At 56.4% G+C, this 16,806-nt stretch carries 10 protein-coding genes; 2 read left to right on the top strand and 8 right to left on the bottom strand.

Translation table 11 applies throughout. From position 1 onward, the window contains the following. Positions 1–7: 7 nt before the first annotated feature. The 4 genes from PSR63_RS23240 to truB form a co-directional block, all read right to left on the bottom strand. A complete protein-coding gene (locus PSR63_RS23240; protein ID WP_274334232.1) occupies positions 8–3,166 on the bottom strand; it encodes a valine--tRNA ligase in 3,159 nt (1,052 codons plus the stop codon). Positions 3,167–3,298: 132 nt separating this feature from the next. Further along, on the bottom strand, positions 3,299–4,921 hold the full coding sequence (cimA, locus tag PSR63_RS23235) for a citramalate synthase (RefSeq protein WP_274328066.1): 1,623 nt from the start codon (positions 4,919–4,921) through the stop codon (positions 3,299–3,301). 476 nt (positions 4,922–5,397) lie between these two features. After that, positions 5,398–8,310 carry a DNA translocase FtsK gene (locus PSR63_RS23230; protein ID WP_274328065.1) on the bottom strand — a complete coding sequence of 971 codons (2,913 nt, stop codon included), beginning with the start codon at positions 8,308–8,310 and terminating at the stop codon, positions 5,398–5,400. A 178-nt stretch (positions 8,311–8,488) separates the two neighbouring features. After that, positions 8,489–9,367, bottom strand: coding sequence for a tRNA pseudouridine(55) synthase TruB (truB, locus tag PSR63_RS23225; RefSeq protein WP_274328064.1), 879 nt, complete (start codon positions 9,365–9,367; stop codon positions 8,489–8,491). 353 nt (positions 9,368–9,720) lie between these two features. Here truB and PSR63_RS23220 point away from each other — a divergent pair, with 353 nt between their 5' ends. Beyond that, the gene (locus tag PSR63_RS23220) at positions 9,721–10,833 is read left to right on the top strand and encodes a hypothetical protein (protein WP_274328063.1); all 1,113 of its coding nucleotides are present in this window, start codon (positions 9,721–9,723) and stop codon (positions 10,831–10,833) included. 62 nt (positions 10,834–10,895) lie between these two features. Here the strand turns inward: PSR63_RS23220 and PSR63_RS23215 are convergent, their stop codons facing one another. The 3 genes from PSR63_RS23215 to PSR63_RS23205 all read right to left on the bottom strand — a co-directional run bounded on the left by PSR63_RS23215 (position 10,896) and on the right by PSR63_RS23205 (position 14,370). Then, positions 10,896–11,309, bottom strand: coding sequence for a carboxypeptidase-like regulatory domain-containing protein (locus tag PSR63_RS23215; protein ID WP_274328062.1), 414 nt, complete (start codon positions 11,307–11,309; stop codon positions 10,896–10,898). A 104-nt stretch (positions 11,310–11,413) separates the two neighbouring features. Beyond that, the gene (locus PSR63_RS23210; protein WP_274328061.1) at positions 11,414–12,382 is read right to left on the bottom strand and encodes a DUF1559 domain-containing protein; all 969 of its coding nucleotides are present in this window, start codon (positions 12,380–12,382) and stop codon (positions 11,414–11,416) included. 461 nt (positions 12,383–12,843) lie between these two features. Next, positions 12,844–14,370, bottom strand: coding sequence for a class I adenylate-forming enzyme family protein (locus tag PSR63_RS23205; RefSeq protein WP_274328060.1), 1,527 nt, complete (start codon positions 14,368–14,370; stop codon positions 12,844–12,846). Positions 14,371–14,549: 179 nt separating this feature from the next. Here PSR63_RS23205 and PSR63_RS23200 point away from each other — a divergent pair, with 179 nt between their 5' ends. Next, entirely contained in the window at positions 14,550–15,038 is a 489-nt protein-coding gene (locus PSR63_RS23200) for a hypothetical protein (protein WP_274328059.1), read from the top strand. Here PSR63_RS23200 and PSR63_RS23195 read toward each other — a convergent pair whose 3' ends face one another. Next, positions 15,039–16,634 (bottom strand): family 43 glycosylhydrolase, encoded by a 1,596-nt coding sequence (locus tag PSR63_RS23195; RefSeq protein WP_274328058.1) that lies wholly within the window; start codon positions 16,632–16,634, stop codon positions 15,039–15,041. It lies immediately after the preceding gene. Positions 16,635–16,806: the final 172 nt, after the last annotated feature.

The raw sequence follows: 16,806 nt of genomic DNA, 5'->3' as shown, positions 1-16,806 counted from the left end.
GGTCGATCTACTTTGCGGCCGACTCGCGTAGCTTCGCCAAAGCGGCCTGGGTGCGTGCGAGCTCTAGCTTCGCTTGCTCCAGGCTCTCACGTTCGCGGGCCACAACATCGGCCGGCGCACGAGAAACGAAGCTTTCATTACCAAGCTTCTTCTCTTTGCTGGTCACCAATTGCAGTTGTTTTTGCTCCAGCTTTTCGTTCCGTTCGATTTCGGCCTCGACATCAATGAAGTCCTTCAGGTCGACGAAGATCTCCATATCCCCGACCGTGATCGTGGCGTTGGTTTCCGGCACGACCACATCCTTACCCAGACCGCAGCTCTTGGCGTTGGCCATCGAAAGGAAATACGGCGACATCGTTTCCAACAGCTTGGCGGTCGGCTCGTCACAACGAATGACGAACTCGATCGTGTCCTTAGGAGCGATGTTCTGACGGCTGCGAATCTCACGCAGGCTGCCGAGCGTCTCTTGGAACACGGAGAACTGGCGTTCGATCGAGCGGTCTTCCCACTTGGAATCGATCTCGGGCCAGGTCGACTGCATGATGCTTTCGGTCGCCTCGACAGGCGATTCGATCCCGCGCACAGGAGCGATCTTGCCGAGCGTTTGCCAAATCTCTTCGGTGATGAACGGAATGATCGGGTGCAGCAGACGCAGCATCGCATCGAGCACGTAAGTAATCACGCGCTGAGCTTCTGCCCGCTGACTTTCGTCCTGGAAGCGTTCCTTAAGGATTTCCACATAGAAGCTGCAGAACTCGTCCCAAGCAAAGTCATAGGTTGCTCGAGCCGCATCGGCGTAGCCGTAGCTCTCGTAGCACTTGGTCACTTCCTGGCTCACCGTGTATAGCCGCGAAAGGATCCAGCGGTCTTCCAGTTGCATCTCTTCCGGCGACACGTTGCCTGGCGTGTACCCTTCCAGGTTCATCATCGTGAACCGGGCAGCGTTCCACAACTTGTTGCAGAAGTTACGTCCCAGCTCGAAGCGTTCGCTCACGACGGGACCACGTGGGAGGGCCTTGTCTTCCTCGGTTTCGGCCCACTGCGTACTGAATGGCTTGCCACACTTCTTGCACTCGACGCGTGGAAGCTGACGATTCTTCTTCGTCTGATCGATCAGTGCATCACAGTGCGGGCACTCGAACTGCACCGGCATACGCACGTCTTGCGTTTCGGTGGTCAGGTAGGCCAAACCGAAGCGAAGCGAGTCGGCACCGAACTTGTCGATCACGTCCAACGGATCGACGCCGTTCCCCTTCGACTTGCTCATACGCTCGCCCAGACCATCCAGAATGGTTGGGTGAATGAACACTTCGCGGAACGGCACTTCGCCCATGTTGTTCAGACCAGCCAGCACCATGCGAGCCACCCACAGCGTGATGATGTCGCGGCTGGTGATCAGGGTGCTGGTCGGGTAGTAGTAAGCCAGTTCTGGCGTCTGTTCCGGCCAGCCCAGGGTTGAATGCGGCCACAATGCCGAACTGAACCAGGTATCAAGCACGTCTTCTTCGCGCACAAAGCCCATGGCCTCGTACTTTTTGGCGAGTGCTTCGTCTTCGTCCGCAATGCACACGTGCACTTGAGAGTACGGCATGGCAACGCGGACGGCGCCTTGGATGGTGCCTGACTTCTCGGCCACTTCCAACTCTTCGTCACGTTCGACCTGGAAGTTGGCCTTGCCACTCTTAATGTCGGGGTCGGCTTCGAGCTTCGCGATCAGCTTTTCGTGCTCTTCCTTGTAGGTGCACTCGTGCGACCAGATCGGAATCTGATGCCCCCACCACAGCTGGCGGCTGACAGGCCAATCGCGTTTTTCGCTCAACCAGTCGAGGTAGCCGTTGGCGTATCGCGACGGGAAGATCTTCACGCGACCATCCTTCACGGCGTCCATGGCGCTTTGGGACAGCTGGTCCATCTTGATGAACCACTGGTCGGCCAGGTAAGGCTCGATTGGGGTCTTACTACGATCGGAATAGGCCAGCTCGATCTTGCGGTCTTCGATCTTTTCCAAGAGGCCAAGCTTGTCGAGATCTTCGACCACAGCCTGCCGCGCCTTGGGAATGGTCAGCCCGACGTACTCGCCGGTCGTCTCATTCATCGTACCGTCGGCATTCAAGATGTTGATCATTGGCAACTCTTGCCGGCGACCCACCTCATAGTCGTTGGGGTCGTGAGCAGGCGTGATCTTCACGCAGCCGGAACCGAGTTCGGGCTTGGCCCATTGATCGGCCACCAGTGGAATCTCGCGATCGACCAGCGGCAGCATCAGCTTGCGGCCAGCGAGGGCCATATCACGCAGCTTGATCAACTGCGGTAGCATCGACTCGCGCCGCTCGACAATCTGATCCAGTTGTTCCTGAACTGCTGGTTTCTCTTTGCCAGGGGCTTCCTTGAGCTTCTGCTTCAGCTCGGCTTCGATCGAGTCGAGGGCCTTAGCCGGATCGGGATGCACGGCCACCGCCGTATCACCCAGCATCGTTTCGGGACGCGTGGTGGCAATCGTCACAAACTCCGGTTCGCCGGGCTGCGGGTCGATCACCGGGTACTTAAAGTGCCAGAAACTACCATCGGTCGTTTCGTGAAACACCTCGTCGTCACTCACGGCCGTTTGCAGGAACGTATCCCAGTTGACCAGCCGCTTACCTTTGTAGATCCACTGCTTGGCGAACAGATCATAGAAGGTTCGACGCACCGCCCGAGCACATGTATCGTCGAGCGTGAATCGCGTTCGTTCCCAGTCGCAGCTACTGCCGAGCCGCTTGAGCTGGCCGAGGATGCGCTTTTCGTACTGGTCTTTCCAATCCCAGATACGCTTGACCAGTTCTTCACGCCCCAGGTCATGTCGGCTCTTCTTTTCCGACTCGAAGATCCGGCGTTCCACGACGGCCTGAGTGGCGATACCGGCGTGGTCGGTGCCTGGCATCCACAGGGTGTTGAAGCCCTTCAGGCGTTTGTAACGAATCAACACGTCTTGCAGCGTGTTGTTGAGCGCGTGCCCCAAATGCAACGCCCCAGTCACGTTGGGAGGCGGGATGACGATCGTGAACGGCTCGCGATTGGGGTCGGGCTCGCTATGAAAGAATCCCTGCGATTCCCAGTATTCGTAGATTTTTGGCGAGATCGAAAAATCAAATCGATTGGGAATATCCTGAGCGGAAAACGCCACCAGTATGACTCGCTATGTGTTTAGTTTTCGGTGTGATTGTTCAGTTTTCAGTTCCCTTGCCCGGGTAAGTCGGGACGAAGGGACATGAATGACGGCGGTGGAATCCCTTGCCGATTCCGCCTTCAATTTGACTGGCTAATTCGTCGCTGCGACTTCAGGATTAGTCGGCTTTTCGTTTGCCGCTTCGTCCTTGTGCAGCTTGTATTCGACCGCATCGACCAACGCATTCCAGCTGGCCTGGATGATGTTTTCGCTGACGCCGATGGTTCCCCAGACGTCGTGCTCGTCGCTACATTCGATCTGTACACGCGTTCGAGCTGCCGTGCCTGCTTCGCTGTTGACCACGCGGACCTTGTAGTCGACCAGCTTCAACTGGTTCAGGTTCGGATAGGTTTCCAGCAGCGCCTTACGCAGTGCTGCGCTCAGCGCGTCGATCGGGCCATCCCCTTCACCTACCTCGTGCTTGATCCGATCGGCAACATCAAGCTTGACCGTCGCCTCGGTGGTTAGCTCCAGGTCTTGATGGTGGACGACGTCTTCGACTTCGACGTGGTACTTGAGCGTGCTGAAGTGCGGATTGAACGTTCCCAAGGTCTTGCGAACCAAAAGTTCAAACGACGCTTCGGCAGCTTCGAATTGGAAGCCTTGGTTTTCCAGTTCGACCACGCTGGCCAGAATCTTGTCCATGACCTCGCGGTCTTGCTCGATATTCATCTTGGTCGTCAGGGCCATGATGTTTGAGCGACCCGAAAGTTCGCTCACCAGCACGCGGCGTTCGTTGCCGACGGCTTCCGGCGAGATGTGCTCGTAACTGGAAGCTGCCCGGTTCACGGCGTGCACGTGCATTCCGCCCTTGTGAGCGAAAGCACTCTGGCCCACAAAGGCCTGATTGTTACGTCGATTGACGTTGGCCGTGTCGTAGACGAATCGCGACAGCTCGGTCAGATGCTCGAGTCCATCGCCACCAAGGACTTCATAGCCCTGCTTCTTGAGCGCGAGGTTTGCCACGCACGAAATCAAGTCGGCGTTGCCACAGCGTTCGCCGAAACCATTGATGGTTCCTTGGATCTGCTGGGCTCCGGCATCGACTGCGGCCAAGGCATTGGCAACAGCCAGGTCGCCATCGTTGTGGGTATGGATCCCTACCGGTACGCCAAACTCCTTCAAGGCGTCGATCGCGGCCTTGGTCAGTTCGGCGATTTCTTCGGGCAAGCTGCCGCCGTTGGTATCGCACAGCACCACCATGCGAGCACCAGCCTTGGCGGCGGATTGAATCGTCTGAGCGGCGTACGCGGGGTTCGCCTTCCAGCCGTCGAAGAAGTGTTCGGCGTCGTAGATGACTTCGCGTCCCTCGGTCACCATCAAGCCGACCGAGTCCTCGATCATCGCCAGGTTCTCTTCCAAGGTCACCCGCAAGACGTCGGTCACGTGGAAGTCGTGCGTCTTGCCAACGATCGTCAGCACGGGCGCGCCCGAGTTGAGCAGGGCCTGCATACCGGGGTCGTCTTTGGCGTCCATCCCCTTGCGACGCGTCATGCCAAAGGCGCAGACCTTGATCTGCTTCAGGTCCATCTCTTGGACACGGCGGAAGTATTCGGCGTCTTTCTCGTTAGAAAGAGGATAGCCCCCCTCGATGAAATCGACCCCGATTTCGTCCAGACGCTCGGTAATGGCCAGCTTGTCCTGCAGGGAAAAGCTGACGCCTTCTCCTTGGGCGCCGTCACGCAAGGTCGTGTCGTAGATTTCAATCTTTTTCATGGGGCGATCCGCTCAAGTGGGACCAATACGCCTGGGCAAGCCAGAAGCATCGGTTCAACAAAAAAGCCCTGAAACCGTTTTGGCGTCAGGGCTTACCTTTGAATCATTCGTGTTCGCAGTCCCTACGCCGAGGTTGTGGGTACTCCCACAATGCTAATCGTGCTTACTACGGTAATGTCAGTAACGGGCTGCAACATGGTATCCCCGAAGGGCTATTTTTAAGTCTTTTGAAGTCGTAAGTTTAGGTGTGGCAATAAGAACTGTCAAGTTGTGGCTCGTTGTCGCCCCCTGGCAGGATTCTCCCACTTTGCGAAAGACACACGGCGATACCGTCAGGCTCGTTTTGCTTTCCAGAACTTTCGTGGGGGCCGATGTGTCGGGTCAGCAAATCCTTCGCTGCGGCGTCGATCGGCGATACTGACGGACAAAGCATGTGATGCTGTAACTCGTGTAGCAGGCACGACTTCAGCTTGACGCTAAGCACTCTCTTCGTAGTACTTGCCGTCTTCTTCGTCGTCTTCCTCCTCGTACTCTTTCTCTTCCTCGTACTCCTCTTCGGATTCTTCTTCCTCGTACTCGGCGTCCTCTTCTTCGTACTCTTCCTCTTCGTATTCCGCTTCTTCACCGTCTTCGTATTCGGCTTCTTCTTCGTCCTCGTACTCCGCCTCTTCGCCGTCTTCCTCTTCGTATTCGGCTTCTTCTTCCTCGTACTCTTCGTATTCGGCCTCTTCGTTGACTTCCTCTTCTTCCTCTTCGTCTTCCACCAGGTGCGGACGAATCTTGTTCGAGCGTTTCGCTTTTGGCGCAGGGGCTTCTTCTTCGACCTCTTCACTCGCCGCAGCGCCGCCGGTCGATTGTCCCGACTTCATCAATTCCCACTCTTCTGGAGTGATGATCACTTCGCGGGCCTGCGATCCGTTGTACGGTCCCACGATTCCGTCTTCGGCCATGAAGTCGATCAGCCGGGCACCACGTCCGTACCCCACACCCAAAGCTCGCTGCAGTAGCGACACACTGCCGCGCTGCTCGGCGACGATCACATCGACCGCTTGCTCGTAGAGATCGTCGCGTTTCTTCATCTTGGCCGGGTCGGCGGTCGCGCCGTCTTCGACCTTCAGCTGAACGAGTTCCTTCACGAAGTCTTGTTCGCCAGTACTCACGAACTCGACCACGCGGTTGATTTCTTCGTCGGACAGGTACGTACCTTGACCACGCATCAGGGTCGAGGTGCCTGGCCAGAGGAAGAGCATGTCACCGTTACCCAAAAGCTTGTCGGCACCCATTTCATCGAGCACCACGCGGCTGTCCGTACGGCTGGCAACCTGGAAGGAGATACGTGCCGGCAAGTTCGACTTGATCAAACCGGTAATAACATCGACCGTTGGCTTCTGCGTGGCTAGGATCAAGTGAATACCGACCGCACGCGACTTCTGGGCCAGGCGAATAATGTGCTGCTCGACCTCTTTGCCGGCCGTCATCATCATGTCCGCGATTTCGTCCGCCACGATTACGATGTACGGCAGGTGTGTCGCGACGTTGTTACGTTCACCCTCGTCTTCGGCACCCATGCGATCCCAGATTTCTTCTTCACCCAGCGCGTTGAAGGCGCTCAAGTGACGCACGCCGACCTGGGCCAGCAGCTGGTAACGCTCTTCCATCTTCTCGACCGCCCAAGCCAAGATGGCTTCGGCCTTCTTCATATCGGTCACCACTGGATGCATCAGGTGCGGCAGCGTGCGGTAGCAAGAGAGTTCGACCATCTTCGGGTCGATCATCAGCATCCGCACTTCATCCGGGCGACGCGTCATCAGGATGGAAGTAATCAGCGCGTTCAAACAGACCGACTTACCGGTACCTGTACGACCGGCGATCAAAAGGTGAGGCATCGAAGCCAAGTCGACCGCGAGCGAGTTGCCTGAGACGTCTTTACCCAGGAAGATCGGCACCTTCATCTTGCCGATACGACCGCTGGCTTCTTCCATCACCTCGCGCAGGCGAACCATCTGGCGTTCGTCGTTAGGCACTTCGATACCGACGGTATTCTTACCGGGGATTGGGGCCACAATACGCACGCTCGGCACACGCAGGGCAATCGCTAAGTCGTCGGCCAGACCGGTGATCTTCGAGAGACGCAGACCGGCTTCCAGCTCGACTTCATACTGGGCAATGACCGGGCCGGTTTCGATTTCGACCACCTTCACATTGAAGCCGAAGTTGAGGAACGTCTTCTCCAGGACCTTGGCCTTCTTGCGGACTTCGCGTTCCTGCTCGTCGAACGAGAAGTCGTCGCTCTCGATCAACAGCTCGATCGGAGGTAGCTCGTAGTTCTTGGGATTGGTCTGGCCATTGGCAGCATTGTCGAGCTCGCTCATCACGTTCTTGCGGGCATCGTCCTGCTGCTGCTTCTTGCTGTTGCGGTTCTTGACCGACAGCGCCGTTTCTTCCGGCTTTTCGACGCGCGTGATGGGGACTTCCTCGTCCGCTTCTTCTTCGCCGAGTTCCTCTTCGACTTCTTCGTCGATCTCTTCTTCCTCTTCGTACTCCTCTTCCTCGTATTCCTCTTCGTCGCCGGCAGCTTCCTCTTCGAAGACCTCTTCGCCATCTTCAAACGGAATCTCTTCGTCGACGTCGGTCTTGATCTGACGACCACCGATCTTGATACGGACGCCCTGTTCGTCGTATTCGACGTCCTCTTCTTCGTATTCTCCCTCTTCACCATCCAGGCCAAATTCGGCCAATAGCTTTGCCTTGCGTTCTTCCTTCAGACGCTCGCGACGCGTCTTCCAGGCAGCCGCTCCGGCTTGTGTCTTTTCCTTGGCTTTCAGGAAGCTCCACACCGTGAGACGAACCAGCTCGTACTCGGTACACAGCAGCAGACCACACGCTGTTACCGCCAGGCACAGAATCACCGCCCCGGTCGTTGCGAAGTGCTCGCTCAAGAATTGCTGACCGATCAGGCCCAGCCGTCCGCCGGAGCTACTGATTGGACCAGGCGAAGCACCGGGAGCAACGATCGTTACCAGCGTGGTAATGCCCATCAAGGTCATTAGCCAGCCAATCAGACGGGCAGCTGGTGACGTGATTTCTTTCCGCATCAATAGAATGACATCGAACGCGGCCATGCTGACCACAGCGAAGTAAGCCCCGACTCCCAGGGTCACTAGTAGAAAATCAGCTGCCAGCGCTCCAACGCCACCACACAGATTGTGCACCTGGTGCGGTTGTGGATACGCGACCTGATCAGGCTGATAGATCGCAGAGAATGGAGCAGGCAGCTCGCCGATGGCATCATCCGGGCGATACGACAGCAGCGACAACGCCAAGAAGATTGTCAACGCAGACAATCCAATGGCGATCAAGTCTCGCTGGATACTTCGTTCTTCGAACATGCACGGTGCCGGGAAACTGGGGAGATCGATAGCAACTGACCCGAGCTCACACTCGCGTTACAGCGCTCCACTTTCCTCCTTCGGCACTGCTAGCGATGAGGCCGCAGTTCGTTTTTCGGCCATAAGCGCGATTCGCTAACGCTCAGATCCGAAACGTGCCGCACTTTCGATACAGTCGTTACAGGTAGTCGTTGGCAAAGTTGCGAATCGTCCGCCACCCGCCCTCTTTGCCAGGCACAAGCACCGCGACCAGTTCGCCAGCGGTGGTCATCGCGGCGACTTCCTCTGCAGCCGCAGGCACCGAGACTTCGATCAACTTCCCCTGGGCCAGCCGGAGGATCTCTTCCTGGCTCACCGTTGCGTGGGGCAGTTGCGAGACCGCCAACGAGGTTGGCTGCAGCGAAGCGGCCAACTTCCCGCGACTTAACTGATCGTCTGGCTGAAAGGCGTCCGCGATTTCAAAACTGCCGATCGCCGTGCGGACTAGCTCGGACATGATCGCCTCGGTCCTCAGGTCTCGCGCGATGTCGCGTCCCAACGAACGAATATACGTACCACTGCCGCACTTGATACGCATCCGGAGTTCCGGATAGTCGTACGCCAGGATCTCGATCGCGTAGACTTCGATCTCGCGGCTGGCCAGTTCCACTTCCTTTCCCTGGCGAGCCAAATCGTAGGCCCTCTTGCCCGCGACTTTCAACGCCGAGAAGGCCGGGGGCACTTGCTGAATTGTTCCCAGATACATGGGCAGCACGGCTTCGACCTGGTCGCGTGAGGGCTGAGGAGGATCGTCGAGCAGCTGCACATCGCCTTCGATATCCTCGGTATCGCTTTGCCGTCCCAGCAGAAAGCACACCTCGTACGTCTTGGGCATTCGCTGAATGAACTCGATCAGCTTCGTACCGTGACCCACCGGACAAACCAGCACTCCGGTCGCCAGCGGATCCAACGTGCCGGCGTGCCCTGTCTTGGCTGGGCGCACCAATCGCTGGATGATGTTAACCACATCACGTGATGTCTTGCCGGCCGGTTTATTGAGATTCAGAATTCCGTGCATTCTGCCTGCTGCTATAGCGATTCCAGTCTTCCAGATCGAATCCATGGTTTTAACCGCCCATGGCAGAATCATCAACGGTCGGCGACATCGGGCGGCGAAGTGTTTGCCGATTTGGCGATCTAGAAAAAGGAGTGACTCTTTCACGAAAGTGACGGCGGCTAACCCCCTGTTCCCCATCGAAATCTCAAGATTTAAATAGTTAGGGTCACATCCATAAAATAGAATACGAGTAGCAAGGTTGCATTCGTCTGGGCACGTTGAGTCACCTTAGTGCCCGCCCGCAGGAGGTCTCCAAGCTCGGATTCTAACGCGAGGTCCAACCAATGTTCTCGGCATGGCATGGGTCGTTTCACGTGCGGCTGATACTTGGCGTATTTGCCTCACTTTGCCTTGGTTCGATAGCGGCAGCCCAGGATGCTTTATCCCCACCCAGCCCAGACCAAACGGCAACCTCGGTCACAGCTCCGAGCGACCAAGGGGCGGCGGTTAATCAAGATACGCCAGTGGCCCCGGTTCAAGCACCACCCCCGGAACTATCTCGGCCCACAGTGTGGGGCGAACCAACCGAGGTAAAGGTCGGTGTGTTCGTGATCGACGTCGATGAGGTGAACTCGGCCGATCAGAACTTTGCCGCCAGCGTCTACTACATTGCGCAGTGGCAGAATCCATTTTTGGAGCACCCTGGCCCCGGCCCGAGAGTTTGTTCCCTGACCGAAGTGTGGAATCCCCGGCTGACAATCGTCGGCCAACAGATGGCCTGGAAGTCGTATCCTGACTCGGCTGAAATCCAACCGGACGGAACGGTAACCCTTCGTCAAAAGGTTTGGGGGCGTTTCTCACAGCCGCTGAAGCTACAGGATTTCCCCTTTGATCGGCAGGTGCTTTCCATTCATTTGGCTGCCGCAGGCCTCTCGGAAGAAGACGTCGCGATTGTGCCCTATACATTTGATTCAGGTGCCGATTCTGCGATTGCCGAACAGTTCTCGCTCCCTGATTTCAAGGTCGATTCTTTCGAGGCATCACCGAAGCCATATACGCCAGGTGCACTGGACCAAGGCGTTGCCGGGTACGAACTCAAGATCGAAGTCGTTCGGCTGACGATGTACTACCTGCTGAAGGTGATCATCCCACTCTGTCTGATCGTCATCATGTCCTGGCTTCCACGCTGGATATCACTGGATCAAGCCGGCACCAACATCGGTATTTCGACCTCCGCGTTCCTAACCCTCGTGGCGTACATGTTTGCGATCACGATGCTCTTACCGCGGGTATCGTACGTAACGCGGATGGATCGATTCATTCTTCTGTCGACCATGATCGTGTTTCTCGGCCTGCTTCATACCGTAGCCGACAACTACCTTCTCAATCATGATCGCAAAAAAGTTGCTGAGCGTTTACAGGCCTGGTCGCGTGCCGTCTATCCCCTGTTCCTCGTGGCCGTGCTGCTACTTTCATTTGTCTTTTAATACGATGCATCGGTGATTGATGCATCGTAGGATGTGGGCGGTGGTCTGGTAGACAGACCAAGTTACTTCTTGAGCTCGAAGTTGACTTCGTTATCGCCGATCGATACTTCCGCCGTCAGTGGCGTCGTACGAATGCTGCGATACTCCTTGGGAACGTTGGGCATGTCCTTCGGTTTGAGAACCGGAGCGACATCCGGACCAATCGAAACCTCTACTTCCGGCGGCACGATAAACGCCTTGTACGTTCCTGGCGGAATTCCACCAGCGGCGGTCACTTCAAACTTCCCTTCCGCGTCAAGTTCGTCACTGACGCTCAGCCCGCTTTCTTCCCCACGAAAAGAGATAGTCCCTTCGGTAACCGGGGCGCCATCGTAAGTGACGGTTCCATGGATGGTTCCCAAGTCTTCATTCTTGTTGCATCCGAAGAGCGCCAAACCCAAGACAACGGCGAATGATAGCTTCAAAGACGAATTCATGGCTCATTAATCCTGACAGAGGTGTTTGCAGCATGAAAAAGTAAAAGCCGCCGCCTGAATGGGTGCCGGCGGCGGCTTTACTGGAGTTTCACGAGGAATTGGAATTAAGGCAGCGAGATAACATTGCCGTCATCGCGATCCACCATGTTTTTCCAAGTTTGGACATCGATCGTTTCCGCAAGGAAGTTCACGTGGCCGTCCAGCCCCAGAGCCATGACACCGCCGGGATGTGCCGAGATGATCGGCGTATTGCATTTGTTGATCCCCATGGTCGTTCCGTCATAGATCCGGACTCCCAGGCCGCCGATGATGGTCGTTTCGTTCCAGCAACGATTGGCCGGATCGACGACACTGCCGTTGCCTTTCACTTCCTGGAGACCGTTGGTGCCTTGCCAGCCACCATCGTTGTGCGAAGCACGGGTGTCGTACTTCGTGCCACTCGAGTTAACCACGTAGTCGCCTTGTTCGCCAACGATGATCGTGTTCGACGTTCCATCGGTGCATGCCGACATATTGAGTGCTCGAACGCGAATGATCATGCCACCGCCCGAGATCGGCGAGTTGCCACCATTAGTCGAGTTGTCGGTCGACGAGTGATTGTTCGATCCGGCAATGGCCACGTAAGAAGGTTCGATCTGGTCGGTCGCCCCATTCGAGTTGGCCTTGTTCAGGAACGTAGGCATCGGCGAGGAAGGACAAACCATGTAATCAGGTGCAAAACCATCCAAGACGTCTTTGTTGTTTAAAGCCGCGGTCGAGGTCGAACCCATCCAAAAACCACCGCCATCAACTAACAAGCGATCGTAAGCATTTCCCTGCTCGCAGAACGGCAACAGAAACACCCACCAGTTCGCACTGTGACCACCCTTGGCGGCTTGCGGAGGCAAGACACGATAGGTGTCGTGATAGTTATGAAGCGCCAAGCCGGTCTGCTTCATATTGTTCGAGCAGCTCATGCGGCGAGCAGCTTCTCGGGCCTGTTGAACGGCAGGCAACAGCAACGCGATGAGAACGCCAATGATCGCAATGACCACCAGCAATTCCACCAGCGTAAAGCCACGTTTTCTGTTCATAAAGATACCTCGATGGTTGGCCGGTCATGAGCAGTGGGGCATAACCGAGCAGGATAGGAATGTATGATTCGCAAGCGACAGACGGAAAAGGCTGGGAGAGGGAACTGCTTCATCAAAGCTACTAATACAACTCAAGACGAAGCACGCCAGAATCGTGCTATACACCGACGAAAAGGAAAGAAGAGCAACGAAATTATTCTAACAATAGCGCAAATAAATCTCAATGGACCTAACGCTGCCGCTACGGGCTATTAAGAGTTGTTTCGCAGTTGCTGGGCCATTTTATTCCCTATTCTCAGGGTGATATAAAATCACCACTTGCACACTGGACATTTTCTCGAATGCCCATACACCACCCTAATGGAACAGGAAAACAACTCAATCGAATGCAACCCCACAAGGCTATACAGCATCCACCCACAAGCACAGCATCTCTAATACAGCTACAGACACGTAGCGGCCTAGCCAAACGTTCGTTCGGCACGTTCCATCAGCGTATGCCGATCAAACTTACCGGTCCCCGTTCGCGGCAATGCGTCAAGAAAGAGGTAGTGGACCGGGTTCTTGTAGGCAGCAAGATGTTGCCGCACGAAATCTCGAATCGCTGCTTCCGAATCAGCACCGGCTCCTTCGGCTAAAGCAACGCAGGCAACCGGAACTTGACCGTCGTGCGGATCACGCACGCCGACCACAATCGAAGCATGCACCAGCGGGTGCTCGTCGAGGACGTTCTCGACTTCGGCAGGTGCGATGTTCGATCCGCGACGGATGATCATCAACTTCTTGCGGCCCACAAACCACACATACCCTTCCGCATCTTCATAGCCCAGATCGCCGGTATGCAGCCAGCCGTCGCGAAAGAGTGCGTGCGTTGCGTTGTCATCGTTCCAATACCCGATGGTGGCCGACTTCATCTTCAGGACGATCTCGCCGTGTTGCCCAGCTTCGCAGTCAGTGCCATCTTCGTTAACAATCCGCAACTGGGTTCCTGGTGTGGGAACACCAAGCGATCCCCACTTGCGGGTTCCGTAACGAGGATTGGCAGAGTAGTAGCAACCCACTTCAGTCATGCCAGCCCCTTCCATCACTTCCCACCCCAAAAGGTCACGAAAGCGATGATGCAGGTCGGCCGGCACGCTATCGCCAGAGCCAATAGCGTTGTTCAAGGTGGGCAACCTGTGCTGCTCTTGTTCCAGGTACTCAATGAAATCGAGTAGGTCACTGGCAAGTAGACCGTACTCGGTTACGCCGTACTTGGTGATCGCCTCGACTGCTCGGGCAGGCGTCGGCTTCATTTCGAGAAGCACCTTGCTACCGGCTAACAGGGCAGGCAGCATCTGCGTTTGCAAGCCACCAGCGTGACTGATCGACTTGCCGACCAGAACAACATCCTTTGCTTGAAAGTCGAATAGCTTTCGTGATTGATCAATCGCGCTATAGACCCCTTCGTGCGAATGCATGACTCCCTTGGGATGCCCGGTACTGCCCGAAGTAAACAGGATCAGCGCGGGATCGTCCGCGGCCACAGGCGTAGGCTCGGCAATCGTACCGGCGGTAAGCAGCGAGGCAAACGCCCTGGACCGTTCGGCTTCATCCCCCACGACCACCGATACAATGTCTTTTGCCTGAATGACGGGCGCCACCGTGTCGGCCTTTTCCCCGGCATAAACCAGCAGTCTGGCCTGGGTGCGGGCAACGACATCTTCGACTTCCTCGGCCACGTAACGATAATTGAGCGGTACCGCGATCGCTCCGATGCGATAGCAGGCCATGGTGACGAACACCGCCTCAACACAATTGGGCAGATACCAGGCCACACGATCCCCCTTGGTGATCCCCAGCGCGTGAAGCCCTGCCGCAACCATTTGAATGCCGTGATCTAGTTCCGCGTAGCTCAGCTCACGCTCGCGCGACCTCAGAGCTACCTTTCCCGACGAGGCTTCCAGTGCCGAACTAAGTAATTGTTGCAGCGAACGATAAGTGGCCATCGATGCTCCCATGCCGATTCGCGATAATGTCGCTGGTGAGACTTGCCTTAAAGATAGCCCTGACAACGGTGAGCCGCGAATAAAAATGTCGTAACCTTCTCGGCAATGTGTCATCTTAGTGCCCAACGCCAGGCTACCTGCTCGGCTCCACAACATCCCACATCACGCGGAGACCACCCATGCTGACCAGCGCCGTTGCTATCAATCAATTCCAACTCGCCGGTTTTCAGAAGATTGCGGCTGACGTTCCCGATGCGGCCCTCTACCAGCCGGCAGCCGGTCACCAGCATTTACCAGTGTGGGTGATGGGGCACTTGGCACTGACTGGCGAGATGGGTGTGCAAGCACTGGGCGGATCACTAACGCACCCCGATTGGATGCCGCTGTTCGCACCCGGCAGCTCCGGCGAAGTCCCGGTCGAGACAGGGCTCACGAAGCAAACACTGATCGATGCCGTCACCAGTGCTTATACGCAGTTGCAGAAGATGGCTCTCGAAGACGCAACGCCTGAGCTTCTTGCCCAACCGCATGGTATCGGCCTTTTCGATGGCTCGCCGATTCAAAACGTCGGGGATGTCATCACGCTGCTGCTAACCAACCACTTCGGCTTTCACCTGGCTCAGCTATCGAGTTGCCGCCGCGAAGCAGGCTTCGCTCCGCTGTTCTAACTACGGCGTTATCGGCTCGATGGAAAGCTGGCGAAACTCGACGCGTACGTCGTCACCACGAACGCCCAGCTTTCCTGCCGCAAACGTTTTATCAACGACGGTGAGCTTGGGGTTCTTCATGTCCGTGATGTAAACCTTCAGCTCGCTTCCATCCGCTGCAACACTCAGGTCATGCCACTGGCCCATAGCAACATCGATTGGCGCTTTGGCCAGAGGTGTGATCCTGTTGCCATCGCATCGCGCCAGAACCAAGTCACCGCTGGTGGTGATGTTGGCCACGTAGCCTTGGAAATTGTTTCGTCCGATGCCTGCGTTCTGGACGCGAAAGATCACGCCTGCTGCGCCTTTGCCTCGTTCGATCTGAATTTGCGTTTTCAAAACGAAGTTGTCGTATGTATAGCCGCGAAGCAAGATCTTATCACCAAAGCGCCGATCGGCGTCTGCACGAAGCTCGCAAACTCCGTCTCGAAATCGAAGTGTCCGCCCGTTGAAGAAGTGCAGCTCTTCCCAGGCATCAGGCGAAGCGAAGCCATCGTCGACCGCAACGCCCTGTTTTAGTTTGGCCTCGCCTGAAGGCCGCGAAAGCGGCTCACCCCAAGCAGCCGGCTGGCCTGCTTCCGGCATGCCAGCTTCATTCCAGGTCACTTTCTTCAAGCTGATGCAGCGGTTCCACGAACCCTTCGCATCGATCGAGCTGTGAAACGCCAGCCAGTCCTCGGTGCCATCGGGTGAAGCCACCAGGCAGCCATGTCCAGGTCCGTAAACTTCGTTCGCCCGAGAGAACCACGGTTTGTCCTGCTTCTTCCAAGCGGACGCATCCAGCGGGTCATCTCCTTCCAGTGTCATCAGCCCAAAGCAATAGTCAGGCGTCCACGATCCGCTGGCAGCGTAAATGATCATGGTCTTGCCATTGCGGCGCAGCACCTGGGCGCCTTCATTGAGCCCGGCCGGGCGGCCAGCCGTTTCCCAGGGGTACATCTTCGTCGAAAGGTCAACCACGTCGCCGATGAGCTTTGTGGGAGACTCCATCTCGGAAATGAACAGGTGCTGCGTGGAATCAGGATCGGTACCGACCGGCCAGCCTGACCAGATGCAGTAGCGCCGGCCGTTGCCGAAGGTCGCAATGGTCGCATCGATCGCCCAGGCAGGCGTATCAAGTTCCGCAGCGATCGAGTACGAACCAAGCGGATCATCGCTGTCGGCTTTCAGCACAACGACGCGATGCTTGGCGTTGTCGCCGTCGTCGGCACAGGTATAGATGTACCAACTGCCATCCAAGTAGTGGATCTCGGGGGCCCACCACTGAGCGCGATAGGGGCCTTCGTCCGGAGCAGAGAAAACGTCGCGGTGAATCCCGCGATCGGTGAGCGACTCGCTGCGATAAACGCGAATGCCACGATCGTCACGAATACTGGCAGCCTGATAATAGGCCCCATCCGGCCCCACCATGATGTAAGGGTCTTGCCCGGCATAAACTGGGTTCACGAACGTGCGGGTTTTCTCTTCTGCCGCGGCCACGCCGGCGAAAAGAACAGCAGCCACCACTGCCAGTGCGTACAGGCGATGGTTACAAGCGATCGGTTGTGTTGATTGCATTACAGGTTCTATCCATTTCAGCCAAGAACTACCGTCTCGGAAAATAACCCAACCGTGGACGCGTCTGCAATTGCCAGCGACTGGTTTATGCCTGAAAACGTGGAGCGATCAAAAGGGATCGTATGCAAATTGAGTCTTAACGATGACAATCTGCTGGGGAGATAAGGAAACG

The organism is Bremerella sp. P1 (assembly GCF_028748185.1).
Classification (GTDB): domain Bacteria; phylum Planctomycetota; class Planctomycetia; order Pirellulales; family Pirellulaceae; genus Bremerella.
Note: the sequence above shows the minus strand (reverse complement) of the source record. Positions and strands in the feature narration are given on the sequence as shown.

Bases quoted from the DNA above. Each gene is read 5' to 3' on its own strand.
- PSR63_RS23205 (WP_274328060.1), bottom strand. From the start codon at position 14,370: ATGGCCACTTATCGTTCGCTGCAACAATTACTTAGTTCGGCACTGGAA.
- PSR63_RS23210 (WP_274328061.1), bottom strand. From the start codon at position 12,382: ATGAACAGAAAACGTGGCTTTACGCTGGTGGAATTGCTGGTGGTCATT.
- PSR63_RS23200 (WP_274328059.1), top strand. From the start codon at position 14,550: ATGCTGACCAGCGCCGTTGCTATCAATCAATTCCAACTCGCCGGTTTT.
- truB (WP_274328064.1), bottom strand. From the start codon at position 9,367: ATGCACGGAATTCTGAATCTCAATAAACCGGCCGGCAAGACATCACGT.
- PSR63_RS23230 (WP_274328065.1), bottom strand. From the start codon at position 8,310: ATGTTCGAAGAACGAAGTATCCAGCGAGACTTGATCGCCATTGGATTG.
- PSR63_RS23215 (WP_274328062.1), bottom strand. From the start codon at position 11,309: ATGAATTCGTCTTTGAAGCTATCATTCGCCGTTGTCTTGGGTTTGGCG.
- PSR63_RS23195 (WP_274328058.1), bottom strand. From the start codon at position 16,634: ATGCAATCAACACAACCGATCGCTTGTAACCATCGCCTGTACGCACTG.
- cimA (WP_274328066.1), bottom strand. From the start codon at position 4,921: ATGAAAAAGATTGAAATCTACGACACGACCTTGCGTGACGGCGCCCAA.